Genomic DNA, 13,831 nt, shown 5'->3' with positions numbered 1-13,831 from the left:
CAATATTTGAGATCCTTTAGGAGGAAATGACACATGGCTTATGAATTACCACAATTACCTTACGCGTATGACGCACTTGAACCTCATATCGACAAAGAAACAATGAACATTCACCACACGAAACATCACAACACATATGTGACGAACTTAAACAATGCACTTGCTGGTCACGATGATCTTCTAAGCAAATCAGTAGAAGAATTAATCGCTAATTTAGATGCAGTACCAGAATCTGCACGTACTGCTGTTCGCAACAATGGTGGTGGCCATGCAAACCATTCATTGTTCTGGGAACTACTATCTGCTGACGGCGGTGGTAATCCATCAGGTGCACTAGCAGAAGCAATCGATTCTAAATTTGGTAGTTTCGATGCCTTCAAAGAAGAGTTCGCTAAAGCTGCAACAACTCGTTTCGGATCAGGTTGGGCTTGGTTAGCAGTAAACAATGGTGAATTAGAAGTTACTTCTACACCAAACCAAGACTCTCCATTAATGGAAGGTAAAACTCCTCTACTAGGTTTAGATGTTTGGGAGCATGCTTACTACTTAAACTATCAAAACCGTCGTCCTGATTACATTGGTGCTTTTTGGAATGTAGTTAACTGGGATGAAGTTTCAAAACGTTTCGAATCTGCAAAATAGTAAATGAAAAGCATTATGTGTCTATCAAGCTTTACTCTTGGAAATGTGGAAAGAGATAATCGGTGAAAGATCAAAATCATATACCGGGTATTGACTGCCTTTGCAAGTAAAAATCTGAGCTGACACTTAAAACAAGCTATTCAAATTTTTTATTGGTGAAACCAAACACACGTCCATATCGTCAAATGGGTGTGTGTTTTTCTTGTCTAAAATGGTATACTACTAAACAGGAAATGAGCTAGAAGGAGATCTGCCACAGTGCGTAAAATATCTAAAAAAAGGGCTGCAAGTGTAAAAGCCAAACTTCGTGCAAATGTTGCATTTCGTATGAATATCCTCTTTTTCTCTATCTTTTTGTTATTTTCTATCCTCATCTTACGCCTCGGATTTTTACAAATTGTTCAAGGAGAAGATTACGTCCGTGCATTAGCAAAAACTGAGGAAGTACCTGTCAATTCAAGCGTTCCGCGCGGTCGAATATATGATAGTGAAGGCCGGATTTTAGTAGATAATGAGCCGAAAAATGCGATAACATATACGAAATTGCAAACGACCAAACAAGAGGAAATGCTTACCATTGCAAAGAAATTAGCAGGACTGATCGATAAATCATCTGATGATATTACTTTGCGAGATAAACAAGATTATTGGATTATGTTAAACAAAGAAGAAGCCTATGAAAAAGTAACAGAAACAGAAAAAAACAAATTATTGGCAGATGAATCACTAACTCAATTAGATATTCAACGTCAAATCGATACGTGGGTTAGAGAACGTGTTACGGAAAAGGATCTTAATTCTTTAACGGAAGATGAACTTGAAGTATTAGCAATTTATCGGGAAATGGCATCTGGCTATGCGTTGTCTCCACAAATTATTAAAAGTGAAGATGTAACTCCAGAAGAGTTTGCCCGTGTTTCAGAACGTTTAAGTGATATGAAAGGCGTTAACACCACGACAGATTGGGTTCGAGTGCCTAAATCATCTTTGGCAATTTTAGGCAGCACCACATCCCCAAAAGAGGGGATTCCCAAATCTAAACTTGACTACTTTTTAGCTCGGGATTACACGCGTAATGATCGTGTCGGGAGTAGTTACATCGAACAACAATATGAAGAAATCCTACAAGGTCAAAAAACTGTCGTAAAAAATATTACGGATGGTAAAGGGACAGTAACCGAAACTGCTACTGTATTTGAAGGCCAGCCCGGTAAAGACTTGGTTTTATCGATAGATAGTGAACTTCAAGCAACCGTGGAAAAGCTTGTGGAAACTGAATTGTTTGAAATGAAGGGTAAAAATGGTTCGAACTTATTGGACCGAGCATTTGTTGTTATAATGGATCCGTATACAGGTGATGTTCTTTCAATAGTAGGTAAACAAATAGGTAAGTCGGAGAAGACCGGTAAACTTGAAATTAGTGACTATGCTTATGGAACGTTTACCACTGCATATGAAATGGGTTCAACAGTTAAACCAGCGACTATTTTAACGGGTTATGACCAAGGGGCCATTAAAATAAATGATATTTTAATCGATGAGCCGATTAAAATTAAAGGGACCAATCCAAAAAGTTCAGTTTTTAATCGACACTCTCGAGTTCAGGTAAGTGACTTGCAGGCTCTTGAACGGTCTTCAAACGTCTATATGTTTAAAATCGGTTTCAAAATAGCTAAGGCTAACTATCAATATGATCAACCGATCAGCATAAATAATGGTGTAGACGCTTTTAGTGTCTTACGCAATTCTTATTCACAGTTTGGACTAGGTGTGCCTACAGGTATCGATTTACCAGGTGAATTTGCCGGTTATCGTGGAACTGAAAATAAACCTGGTAAACTGATGGATTTAACAATTGGGCAGTTTGATACATATACACCACTACAACTAGCACAATTTGTTTCAACGATTGCCAATGGAGGCAATCGAATTCAGCCGCATGTTGTAAAAGAAATAAGAGAACCATCAAAAGATGGAACCACCATGGGTCCACTAGTTACAGAAATTGGACCGACAGTATTAAATCGAATTAATAATACACAAGAACAAATTGAACAGATTAAAAAAGGGATGTCTCGAGTTTATTTCGGTAATCAGGGAACAGGGAGAAAATATTTTGGGGATGCACCATATGATGCAGCAGGAAAAACTGGTACAGCCGAAGTAGTTTACTATGGACCGCAACGTGAAAATTTTGGACAGAAAACAATAAATACGACCCACATAGGCTTTGCCCCATTTGATAATCCAGAAATCGCTTATGCTGTTGTCGTTCCATGGGGACCTTTTTATAATGGATTATATGAGAGCACGGCTACGATTCTAGCACGTGAAATAGTAGATGCTTACTTTGCTATAGAAAAGAAAAAAGGAAACACCGAAGAAAATGATTCTTCAACTTTACACACGATTCAGCCCGCATTATCAGACGCAGAAATAAAAGAAGCAATCAAAAAGTCAATTGAATAAATGTTAGACAAAAAAGGCTGACCCTAAAGTTTTAGGATCAGCCTTTTTTGATTTACAACAAATCCCCATATAAAAAGATTCCTTTTAAATAGGATACCTTTGATAAATGAGTATGCAGATCGTTGAACAAGGTCTAATGCTTTAATCAAAAAAACCGAATTAGTTTTATCATGAAAAACCAAAAAGATACCAGAAATGAAGTGTATAATGTGCTAGGAAAAAGCCATGATAATGAAACACATATAGAACTTAAGTGAGTTTACAATCTCTTTACAATTCGTTTATATGTCCTCAACATTAAAACCGTATAGTATTATTTGTAAGGCAAACAACCAACCAACCTTAGGGGGAACTAGACAGATGAAAAACTTCAAATTCTTTATGATCTCTACAATGATTGGCACAAGCCTCGTACTTGGTGCTTGTGGTAATGAAGAAGGTACCGGAAAAGATGGAAAAGAAACAGTAAGCTTATCAGGATCAGTAAATGGTGACGGTTCGTCTACAGTTGCTCCAATTACGGAAGCATTAGTTGAAGAATATTCAGGAGTACAACCTGATGTAAAAGTAACAGCTGGTGTATCTGGAACTGGTGGGGGCTTTGAAAAATTTATTGCAGGTGAAACAGACTTCTCAAATGCTTCACGTCCTATTAAAGAAGAAGAAGCAGCTAAACTTAAAGAAGCTGGAATTGATTATACTGAATTAGAAATTGCTTACGATGGTTTATCGGTTGTTGTAAACACAGAAAACGATTGGGCAACTGACTTAACTGTTGAAGATCTTAAAAAGTTATGGGTAGAGGATGGAACGACGAAAAAATGGTCTGACATCAACCCTGAATGGCCAGATGAAGAAGTTGTATTCTACGCACCAGGTACAGACTCCGGTACATTTGATTACTTCAATGAAGTAATTCTTGAAGATGCAGATATCGTGAAATCTGCTACACTTTCTGAAGATGACAATATGTTAGTACAAGGCGTAAAAGGTGACAAAAATGCGATTGGATTCTTCGGTTACGCTTACTACTTATCGAACAAGGACTCAATGAATATCGTTAAAATAGATGGAGTTGAACCAACAAACGAAACGATTGCATCTGGTGATTATTCACCACTATCTCGTCCATTGTTTGTCTATGTGAAAAACTCGTCAGTGAAAGAAAATGAAGCGGTTTACGATTTCATGAAATTCACACTTGATAATGCTGGTGAAATGGCAGAAGCAGTAGGTTATGTCAGCTTACCAGAAGAAGAATACGATAAAGATCTTGAAGCTTTAGAAGGACTGAAATAAGTTCTTTCACATACGGGTGAGGAGTGAGTAGCAGCGGTGCTACTCTCTTCTTTTTTGAGTAAAGGGGGATTTCAAATGGCATTAAATGAACAAACAGCCAAAATGTCTGTTCAAGAAATGATTGCAAAACAAAAAGGGAAAAAAGGGAAATTTTGGGTTGAAAAATCCATTCCAATTATCCTTTTTCTTATTGCCTCTATTTCGGTATTAACAACGTTCGGTATCGTCTTTACACTGATTTTTGAAACCTTTGAGTTTTTCAAAAGAGTACCATTTCTGGATTATTTATTGGGTACGGAATGGTTGCCATTCTCAAATAATGAACCACTTTACGGGATCTTGCCATTAATTGCAGGAACACTTAAAGTAACACTTATTGCAGTTGTTGTTGCTGTACCATTTGGATTGGCATCGGCAGTTTACTTAAGTGAATTTGCAAACGATAAAACGCGTCGTGTTATAAAACCAGTTCTAGAAGTATTAGCTGGCATACCTACAATAGTTTATGGTTTCTTTGCCTTAACATTTGTGACGCCATTATTACAACAATTTATTCCAGGGTTGAAAATCTTTAATGCATTAAGTCCTGGTATTGTAGTTGGGATCATGATCTTACCTATGATTGCTTCTCTTTCAGAAGATGCGATGACATCTGTTCCGAAATCAATCAGAGAAGGTGCCTTAGCCCTTGGAGCGACCAAACTTGAGGTGGCTATGAAAGTCGTCCTACCAGCCGCCCTATCGGGTATAATGGCTTCAATTGTTCTTGCTATATCACGCGCAATTGGTGAAACGATGATTGTTTCACTTGCAGGAGGGTCAACGCCGAGATTTGATGGTGATTTAACAGGTTCCATTCAGACGATGACTGCTTATATTGTTCAAGTATCAACAGGTGATGCTGGTTACGGAACGACAATCTACTACTCAATATACGCTGTCGGTTTTACTCTATTCCTCTTCACGTTGCTAATGAACTGGTTAGCTCATGCGATTTCAAAACGGTTTAGGGAGGAATATTAGGATGAGATATATTGATCATGCGGCAGTTGTCAAGCGAATGAATAGCAGAATGATTGTAAATAAATTGTTCAAAACAATATTCTTTTTGGCCACTTTATTTGCATTATTAGCTTTGGGAATACTGTTTTATCGAATCATCAGTCAAGGTGTGGGGTATTTATCCCTGGACTTCTTATTAAACTTTGGGTCACGCTTCCCGGAAAAGGCTGGAATTAAAGCGGCACTAGTTGGCTCACTTTGGATGATGGCGGTTGTGGCACCAGTTTCATTGATATTAGGTGTTGGTTCAGCTATATATTTGGAAGAATATGCGAAGAAAAGCAAACTCAATGATTTCATTCGCATGAATATCGCGAATTTAGCAGGTGTTCCATCAGTTGTGTTCGGTTTACTCGGTTTAACGATTTTTGTACGTGCCTTAGCACTTGGAAATAGTATTTTAGCTGCCGGGTTTACGATGAGTTTGTTGATACTGCCTGTAATCATAGTTGCTTCACAAGAATCAATTCGTGCAGTACCAAATGAATTACGCGAAGCTTCTTACGGAATGGGAGCAACCAAGTGGCAAACGATTGCAAAAGTAGTTTTACCTTCAGCGATTCCTGGTATATTAACAGGGGGAATATTAGCCCTATCACGAGCAATTGGTGAAACTGCACCACTCGTAGTAATCGGTATCCCAGTGATTATTCAGTTTTTACCGAATAACTTACTTAGTCAATTCACTGCAATGCCAATGCAAATTTTTGATTGGGCTAAACGACCACAAGAAGAGTTTCAATATGTGGCGTCTGCGGGGATAATAGTGTTAATGATATTCTTGCTACTAATGAACTCAATCGCAGTGATTATTCGAAATAAGTTCCAAAAGCGGTATTAAGCCAATTTAGGCATGGGGGGTTTCAAAATGGTTAAACTGAATGTAAACAATCAAAATGGAACAAATGGTAACAAGGCAAATCAAAAAGTCACAGATTCGGGCATTGTGTACGATACACGACAACTGAATTTATGGTACGGCAGTCATCATGCACTTAAAAATATTGACTTAGCCATTAAAGAAAATGAAGTTACAGCAATTATTGGACCTTCAGGTTGTGGGAAATCAACATATATCAAAACTTTGAATCGTATGGTAGAATTAGTGCCATCTGTCAAAACGTCGGGCCAAATTATTTACCGTGATCGAAATATTCTCGATGCAGATTACGGCGTAGAGGAATTGCGCACGAAGGTCGGCATGGTGTTTCAAAAACCAAATCCATTTCCAAAGTCGATTTTTGATAATATTGCATACGGCCCTCGAATTCATGGAATTAAAAACAAAAAAACGTTAAATGAAATTGTCGAAAAAAGTTTGCGCGGAGCTGCAATCTGGGATGAAGTAAAAGATCGCTTGAATGAAAATGCCTATGGACTTTCTGGAGGTCAACAACAACGAATTTGTATAGCTAGAGCTTTAGCAATTGAACCAGACGTTATCTTAATGGATGAGCCCACTTCAGCACTTGACCCAATCTCAACATTAAAAGTCGAAGAATTGGTACAGGAACTAAAACAAAATTATTCAATCATCATTGTGACTCATAACATGCAGCAAGCAGCTCGTATTTCCGATAAAACAGCATTCTTTTTAAATGGAGAAGTAATTGAATTCGATAAGACAGATACAATTTTTTCTACACCTTCTGACAAACGTACAGAAGATTACATTTCAGGTCGATTCGGTTGATTATAAGGGGGAAATGCGAAGATGGTAGTTAGAGAAAAGTTTGAACATGATCTTAGAGATGTTCAAGAACAATTTTTAGCATTGAGTAAATTAGCAATCTCAACATTAAACAATTCAATTGATGCCCTATTAAGCCATGACGTGGATACCGCATTGTCAATTATCGAAAACGATTATCATATCAATCGCAGGGAAGAAGAAATAAATGATCGCGTTATATTATTGTTAGCCAAGCAACAGCCTGTAGCAACAGACTTACGACGTTTAATCGTTATGCTTAAAGCCGCCCACGATATGGAGCGAGTGGGGGACTATGCGGTGAACATTGCAAAAGAAGCGATTCGATTAGGAAAAGCGGATTTTGTTGCCCCTATTAAAAACATTGAAGAAATGCGGACAAGAACAATTAACATGTTAACTGAAGTAATGAAAGCATTTATAGAAGAAGACATAGTAGAAGCCCGGAAAATTGCAGAACTAGATGACCATGTGGATCAATTATATGGGCAAACCATACAACAATTACTGCATGTTGGCACGGAAAACCCTCAAATGTTAAGTCAAGTAACACAACTATCATTTGTTTGCCGTTACTTAGAGAGATCTGCAGATCATGCAACTAATATTGCTGAGCAATTATTCTATTTAGTAAAAGGTAAACACTATGAATTAAATAATTGATCATTTTTATTGAAGTCATTAATTGTTTAGACTAAAGGCAGTGCCCTTTCGAATGAAAATTTCATTAAAGTTCTACATTCTCAAAGTATCTAGAATGATACTTTGAGATTTTCTAATAATAAATCAAAGTTGGCAGTAGATTTTTGAATCAAGTGTGATATAATAGGTTAGTCGTATAAATCATGCTCATAAAGATTTAAAAATGATTCCTGATTAGAGTGGGAGGGATAATGATGCGCGTTAACATCACACTAGCTTGCACAGATTGCGGCGAGCGCAACTATATTTCTAAGAAAAACAAGCGTAACAACCCGGAACGTCTTGAAATGAAAAAATATTGCTCACGTGAAAAGAAAATGACTTTACACCGTGAAACAAAATAAAAACATTTAACCAAAACCTAATTAGGTTTTGGTTTTTTTCATGGAGGAATCAATATGGAAAAGTCGACACTAAGAAAAAAAATGATACATACACTGAATAACATGGATCCTCAAAAACACCAGCTTAAATCTAATCAAATAAAAAGTAATCTATTAATAGAAGAAAACGTTAAAAAATCGGAAGTCATCGGCATTACGTTATCGTCATTTCCAGAAGTAGAGACATGGGGGATCGTTGAGAGCCTTTGGGTTCAAGGTAAAAGCGTAGTTGTTCCGAAATGTAATCCGACAACCCGGGAAATGATCTTTTATAAAATTACTTCATTCGACCAACTGGAAGTAGTTTATATGAAACTGAAAGAACCAATTCCGGCAGTGACTAGTAAAGTTGACCCTTCAGAAATTGACTTGTTAATTGTACCTGGTGTAGTCTTTGATAGGAGTGGATACCGAATTGGCTTTGGTGGGGGATATTATGATCGCTATTTAAGTCGTTATCACGGACTAACCATTTCGTTGGCATTCGATTGCCAAGTAGTCGAGTGTGTCCCTGTTCAGCAGTTCGATTTGCCAGTAAAATATATTATGACCGAAAGCAAACGGATTCAATGTGCGATGATGGAGTGAAAAAATGAAATCTATATATGATGTCATGCAATATCTAAAAAGATTTGGAACCTTTATTTATACAACGGATCGACAAGCAGATTTAATACTCATGGAAGATGAAATCCGAGTATTGTACAAATCGCAGATGATGGATACGAGCGATTATCAAATGGCTATATTAATATTAAGAAAAGAAATGGCTCGATTAAAAGATTCTCAATAAGTGATTCTAAAAACAATCTAAGTTTCAATGACTTGGATTGTTTTTAATTGGTTAATTTAGGGAGAACTAAATAGAATTCTACTTAATTTTGTAAAATACGAAACTTTTCTTTGTTTCATTCGTCTTATATAGGGTACTGGAGAAATTGAGCGATGATTGCCTGTCATTATTTCGTTTTTTCCTGACGATCTTAAATACAGGTTGCATCGTTACTAAAAAAGGATTAAGATATACTAATGTTTACACTACATGCTGAATACAGTAGGATGGATAAATTGCATTTCTGATTCAAAAATCCATAAATTGAAAAGCTGTCGATTACCTCATTGAATAAATGAGGAATTATTACGTCAACGTTATGAGAGAAAAATTCCAAATACAATTGTAATAAGGAGGATGTTAGGAAATGAAAAAAATTAAATACCCTAAACATTCGATTTTACTGGTAGCCATTTTATTAACATGGATTAAAACATATGTGGTGTATCAAACAAGTTTTGATATGAAAATTGAAAATCCAATGCAACAATTAATTTTGTTTATTAATCCATTAAGCTTCTTGCTAATGGCGTATGGAGTTTCACTTTTCTTTAAATCCGTTAAAGCCAGAAATCGATATTTACTAATAACAAGTACTATATTATCAATTATTTTATATGCAAACGTTGCTTTTTATCGTTTCTTTAGTGATTTCATCACATTGCCGGTATTATTCCAAACGAGCAATTTCGGTGATTTAGGTGCTTCGGCAGCTGCAACACTATACCCTACCGATCTTATTTACTTTATTGATGTAATTCTGTTATTTGCTGCAGTGAAATGGTTGCCAAATGCAAAAGAAGTGGCAATCGTCAAACCGGCTATTCGTCGTGCTTATTTTGTGTTAGCTGCCGCAGTATTATTCTTGAATTTAGGACTTTCTGAAACTGAACGTCCACAATTGCTGACACGAAGCTTCGATCGTGAATTATTGGTGAAAAATATCGGGACATATAACTATCATTTATACGATATTTATATTCAATCTAAATCACATGCTCAACGTGCATTGGCAGACGGCAGTGAATTAGTTGAAGTTAATAACTATGTGCGTTCTAATCAAGCAGAACCAAATTATGAAGTATTTGGTACTGCAAAAGGCAAAAACTTAATTGTTGTATCATTAGAGTCCATGCAATCGTTTGTAGTGAATGAAGAAATGAACGGGGAAGTTATTACTCCATTCTTAAATGAATTAACGACAGACAAAGATACTTATTACTTCCCGAATTTATACCATCAAACTGGATTGGGTAAAACTTCCGACTCGGAATTTATTGTTGAAAATGGTTTGTATGGTTTAGGTGGCGGGGCAGTATTTTTCACAAACAGTGGGAACACGTATAACTCAATGGCTGAAAGATTAAATGATGAAGGCTATTTTACAAATGTTATGCATGCGAACAACAAGAGTTTCTGGAATCGTGACATTATGTATGATGCATTAGATGTGGATCAATTTTATGATGTAGATAGCTATGAAGTGGCAAAAGAAGATAAAGTAAACTGGGGATTGAAAGATATTCCGTTCTTCGAGCAATCCGTCAATCATATGGCTGAAATGCAACAACCATTTTACTCTCGTTTAATTACGCTAACAAATCACTATCCGTTCCATTTGGAAGAAGAAGATCAATTAATCCCGGAGTATGATTCTAACTCGGGTACGTTAAATCGTTATTTCCAAACAGTACGTTATATGGATGAATCAGTTAAAAATCTTTTTGAGGACTTAAAAGAAAAAGGGTTATATGAAAACTCAATTATTGTTATGTATGGTGACCATTATGGTATTTCTGAGAACCATAACGAGGCAATGGCTCAATATCTTGGGAAAGAAGTCACACCTTTTGAAAGTGCACAATTACAACGTGTGCCAATGTTTGTTCATATTCCAGGATCAAATAAAGGTGAAGTTGTTGAGGAAGTATCTGGACAAATTGATATTCGACCAACTATTCTGCACCTATTAGGTGTTGAAACGAGTAAAGATATGCAATTGGGAGCGGACATTTTCTCTGAAGATCATGAAGAATTTACGGTTTTCCGTGATGGCAGATTCGTTACTGACAAAGTTGTCTACGCAGGGAATGTTTGTTATGACAAAGAAACAGGTGAAGAAACAGACGCTGAAGCGTGTGCTCCGTATATAGATCGTGCTGCTGAAGAACTCGGATATTCAGATCAGATTATTATTGGGGACTTACTTCGTTTTTACGACGAAAAAACCGGTCATCTCTTAACTGAAGAAACAACAAAATCTAAATAATTCTTCATTTCTTTAACCGTCAAAAAGTGAACCTACTTTTTGACGGTTTTTTTTAATTTTGAACTAGCGGGAACCACTGTTCAAAGCTTATTCTACCATCAAGAGAGGCTCCCGCGAGAAGCCAGGCAGAACATCACTAATCAGTCTTCTCGCTGTGCTACCACTTGTAAGGTGCCTATGCTGGTTCTGCGCAGCAAAAGAAACAATATTAGACGGGTATCAGTTTGCTCAGTTTTTTTTATTTTTTGAAACAAAGTTCCATGTTATACGTACTAATAATAGTGGAGGTGGGGGGATGAAAATGACACGAAGAATAATAAATATGTGCCTACTATTGCTTTTTATGGCAGGTTGTCAACCCAGTGCAGTAGAAGTGCAAACTCCACCTAATGATTCCACCCCATCCGGATTTGAGAAAGTGCCAAATGAAGAGATTGCTGAAATCGCGTTATTAAAAGTGGATAATTTTGAACGAGTGGTTGGTTGGCTATCTGATGAAGAGGTTGTATACATAACACGACAACACGATGATTTTTTGCTACACACATACCACATTGCTTCAGGGGTGACTAGTGATTTACTGACAATTAAAGATTCAATACTCGAAGTGCGAATACACCCGGATCTTACTAAAATTGCAATTGTTACATCGAGTAATTCCTTGAGTGCAACAATACATATTTATTCAGTAACTGGTGAAAAAATCGATGAGTTGACAATAGAGTCATCAGAGATGTACTGGGATTGGCATGCAAATCAATCGGACAAGTTGTTTTTTAGTGCATTTTATGAGGACTGGTCATTTGATTCATTTGTGTACTCAAGTAAAACGAAAGAATTGAAACGATTAGATACACTTGATCCTTTTGGAAAATGGGGAAGTGATTCGACGATACATGCGATAAATTGGGAGGAAAACGATGCGATTAGCGGTGGGAAAGAACGAGTAATCGATACCGATACCATGCGTTTTCATGACCTAAAAGAAAATAATATAATCTATATTGAAACTTTTAAAGATCTTAGCGTTACTGTTAGTATTTCAGAAGATCAAAAATCATTTATCTATACGTTAAAAGATTTCAATGGTAAGTCAGCCATTTTTGAACTTCCATCAATCAGCAATTACTCGCAGTGGTTTATCCCAGATATTGAATTACTTTCTGATGAATCATTAATCACGTATGAAGCATCAGAGTCGGGGTTAATGGATACGATTTCACCTAACTATTCTCTAGTAAAACTTTCACTTGATGCTACTACAACAGAAATTTCTGTAGGTCCATATCACTTATTTACATGTTCTCCTTCAGGTCAACGTTGCTTGATAGGTGTGCATTTAGAGGAAATATTGATGATAGAGAGTGGACAAAAAACGCCTTGGATTCAAATAAAGGAGTAATTGAAAAAAGCTGACGCTCATAGTGAACGTCAGCTTTTTTCGAGTAATTAATGTAATGAAGGTGGATAGCCTTGATTTAAGACAGTCATCACTGTGAACCATCCAAAGATTGCAAAAGCACCAAAATTAAAGACGATACCTAAAAGGTTTTTTTCTTTAAATGCTTGGTAAGTACCAATTGCACCTAGAATTGCAACAAGGCCAAAAATAACCATTAATAAGTTCATTATAGACACTCCTTTTGACATCAAAAAAATGAATGTCGAATACAGGTTTTCTACCCTATTATAAGTTTAATTATGCACTTTGTCGAGCTTTAAAAGTGTCGGATGTATGAACTAGCATGTTAGTTTGTACACTTTCTGCTACAATTAACTAGAGGTGAATGGTATGTTAAATATTCGAACGTTTCCTTTAGGACCATTACAAACTAATTGTTATGTTGTATCAAATAAAGAAAAACAATGTTTGATTTTTGATCCTGGAGAACAAGGTGAGATGTTTGTTAAAGAAATCCGTAAACTACGACTTAAACCATTAGCGATTGTTCTTACTCATGCACATTTTGATCATATTGGAGCTGTAGAGATCGTCAGAGAGGCTTTTTCCATTCCTGTCTATATTCATCAAGCGGAAAAAAATTGGCTCATGGATGCTTCCAAAAATGGTTCTGCCCGTTATAGGGAATTGCCATTAATTGAAATTAAACCTGCCGATGTTTTGATTGAACAAGATGGTTTGCTAGAAATTGGCTCATTTTCATGTCAGATGTTCCATACTCCGGGTCACTCACCTGGTAGCATTACCTATTGGTTTAAAGAAGAGGGATTTGCGATTGTAGGGGATACGTTGTTCCAGGGCAGTGTCGGTAGAACTGACTTGCCGTATGGTAACGATAAAGAGTTAATCCAGTCGATACACAACAAGATTCTCACGCTGCCTGAACAGACCATTTGTTATCCTGGTCACGGGGAACCTACGACTCCACAAGAAGAAATGAGACATAACCCGTTTTTAACAGCTAGATAACAGACAAACAAAAAAGACAGCCCAATATGGC

Annotated in this window: 14 protein-coding genes; 13 read left to right on the top strand and 1 reads right to left on the bottom strand. The window is 36.7% G+C overall.

Features of this window, described 5'->3' with window-relative positions; translation table 11 throughout:
* The first annotated feature begins 33 nt into the window (after nt 1-33).
* From GY23_RS05110 to GY23_RS05055, 12 genes are all read left to right on the top strand, one after another.
* Nucleotides 34-642: a superoxide dismutase gene (locus GY23_RS05110; protein WP_075618092.1), complete on the top strand. Its 609-nt coding sequence runs from the start codon at nt 34-36 to the stop codon at nt 640-642.
* 258 nt (nt 643-900) lie between these two features.
* A complete protein-coding gene (locus GY23_RS05105) occupies nt 901-3,111 on the top strand; it encodes a peptidoglycan D,D-transpeptidase FtsI family protein (protein WP_075618091.1) in 2,211 nt (736 codons plus the stop codon).
* Between the two features lie 360 nt (nt 3,112-3,471).
* The gene (locus GY23_RS05100; RefSeq protein WP_075618090.1) at nt 3,472-4,410 is read left to right on the top strand and encodes a PstS family phosphate ABC transporter substrate-binding protein; all 939 of its coding nucleotides are present in this window, start codon (nt 3,472-3,474) and stop codon (nt 4,408-4,410) included.
* 75 nt (nt 4,411-4,485) lie between these two features.
* Nucleotides 4,486-5,433 (top strand): phosphate ABC transporter permease subunit PstC, encoded by a 948-nt coding sequence (gene pstC / locus GY23_RS05095; protein ID WP_075618089.1) that lies wholly within the window; start codon nt 4,486-4,488, stop codon nt 5,431-5,433.
* Between the two features lies 1 nt (nt 5,434).
* Nucleotides 5,435-6,313, top strand: a complete 879-nt coding sequence (gene pstA, locus GY23_RS05090) for a phosphate ABC transporter permease PstA (RefSeq protein ID WP_075618088.1) — start codon at nt 5,435-5,437, stop codon at nt 6,311-6,313.
* Between the two features lie 27 nt (nt 6,314-6,340).
* Entirely contained in the window at nt 6,341-7,165 is an 825-nt protein-coding gene (pstB, locus tag GY23_RS05085) for a phosphate ABC transporter ATP-binding protein PstB (RefSeq protein ID WP_075618087.1), read from the top strand.
* Nucleotides 7,166-7,186: 21 nt separating this feature from the next.
* On the top strand, nt 7,187-7,846 hold the full coding sequence (phoU, locus tag GY23_RS05080) for a phosphate signaling complex protein PhoU (RefSeq protein ID WP_075618086.1): 660 nt from the start codon (nt 7,187-7,189) through the stop codon (nt 7,844-7,846).
* 233 nt (nt 7,847-8,079) lie between these two features.
* Nucleotides 8,080-8,229, top strand: a complete 150-nt coding sequence (rpmG, locus tag GY23_RS05075; protein ID WP_016426933.1) for a 50S ribosomal protein L33 — start codon at nt 8,080-8,082, stop codon at nt 8,227-8,229.
* Between the two features lie 54 nt (nt 8,230-8,283).
* Nucleotides 8,284-8,856 carry a 5-formyltetrahydrofolate cyclo-ligase gene (locus GY23_RS05070; protein ID WP_075618085.1) on the top strand — a complete coding sequence of 191 codons (573 nt, stop codon included), beginning with the start codon at nt 8,284-8,286 and terminating at the stop codon, nt 8,854-8,856.
* A gap of 4 nt (nt 8,857-8,860) precedes the next feature.
* A complete protein-coding gene (locus GY23_RS05065; RefSeq protein ID WP_075618084.1) occupies nt 8,861-9,061 on the top strand; it encodes a YqgQ family protein in 201 nt (66 codons plus the stop codon).
* A 406-nt stretch (nt 9,062-9,467) separates the two neighbouring features.
* Nucleotides 9,468-11,369 carry an LTA synthase family protein gene (locus tag GY23_RS05060; protein WP_075618083.1) on the top strand — a complete coding sequence of 634 codons (1,902 nt, stop codon included), beginning with the start codon at nt 9,468-9,470 and terminating at the stop codon, nt 11,367-11,369.
* 301 nt (nt 11,370-11,670) lie between these two features.
* Nucleotides 11,671-12,771 carry a YqgU-like beta propeller domain-containing protein gene (locus tag GY23_RS05055; protein ID WP_139311071.1) on the top strand — a complete coding sequence of 367 codons (1,101 nt, stop codon included), beginning with the start codon at nt 11,671-11,673 and terminating at the stop codon, nt 12,769-12,771.
* A gap of 47 nt (nt 12,772-12,818) precedes the next feature.
* Here the strand turns inward: GY23_RS05055 and GY23_RS05050 are convergent, their stop codons facing one another.
* A complete protein-coding gene (locus GY23_RS05050) occupies nt 12,819-12,998 on the bottom strand; it encodes a DUF2759 domain-containing protein (protein ID WP_075618081.1) in 180 nt (59 codons plus the stop codon).
* 163 nt (nt 12,999-13,161) lie between these two features.
* Between GY23_RS05050 and GY23_RS05045 the strand changes: the two genes are divergently transcribed.
* Nucleotides 13,162-13,800, top strand: a complete 639-nt coding sequence (locus tag GY23_RS05045) for an MBL fold metallo-hydrolase (RefSeq protein ID WP_075618080.1) — start codon at nt 13,162-13,164, stop codon at nt 13,798-13,800.
* Nucleotides 13,801-13,831 lie beyond the last annotated feature (31 nt).

Origin of the sequence: Paenisporosarcina indica (genome assembly GCF_001939075.1) — a bacterium.
Lineage (GTDB): Bacteria > Bacillota > Bacilli > Bacillales_A > Planococcaceae > Paenisporosarcina > Paenisporosarcina indica.
This window is presented reverse-complemented; position numbering and strand designations above follow the sequence as displayed.

Coding starts and splice junctions, on each gene's coding strand:
- pstA (WP_075618088.1), top strand. CDS start 5,435: ATGAGATATATTGATCATGCGGCAGTTGTCAAGCGAATGAATAGCAGA.
- GY23_RS05050 (WP_075618081.1), bottom strand. CDS start 12,998: ATGAACTTATTAATGGTTATTTTTGGCCTTGTTGCAATTCTAGGTGCA.
- pstB (WP_075618087.1), top strand. CDS start 6,341: ATGGTTAAACTGAATGTAAACAATCAAAATGGAACAAATGGTAACAAG.
- GY23_RS05110 (WP_075618092.1), top strand. CDS start 34: ATGGCTTATGAATTACCACAATTACCTTACGCGTATGACGCACTTGAA.
- GY23_RS05070 (WP_075618085.1), top strand. CDS start 8,284: ATGGAAAAGTCGACACTAAGAAAAAAAATGATACATACACTGAATAAC.
- GY23_RS05065 (WP_075618084.1), top strand. CDS start 8,861: ATGAAATCTATATATGATGTCATGCAATATCTAAAAAGATTTGGAACC.
- rpmG (WP_016426933.1), top strand. CDS start 8,080: ATGCGCGTTAACATCACACTAGCTTGCACAGATTGCGGCGAGCGCAAC.
- pstC (WP_075618089.1), top strand. CDS start 4,486: ATGGCATTAAATGAACAAACAGCCAAAATGTCTGTTCAAGAAATGATT.
- GY23_RS05100 (WP_075618090.1), top strand. CDS start 3,472: ATGAAAAACTTCAAATTCTTTATGATCTCTACAATGATTGGCACAAGC.
- GY23_RS05055 (WP_139311071.1), top strand. CDS start 11,671: ATGACACGAAGAATAATAAATATGTGCCTACTATTGCTTTTTATGGCA.
- phoU (WP_075618086.1), top strand. CDS start 7,187: ATGGTAGTTAGAGAAAAGTTTGAACATGATCTTAGAGATGTTCAAGAA.
- GY23_RS05045 (WP_075618080.1), top strand. CDS start 13,162: ATGTTAAATATTCGAACGTTTCCTTTAGGACCATTACAAACTAATTGT.
- GY23_RS05060 (WP_075618083.1), top strand. CDS start 9,468: ATGAAAAAAATTAAATACCCTAAACATTCGATTTTACTGGTAGCCATT.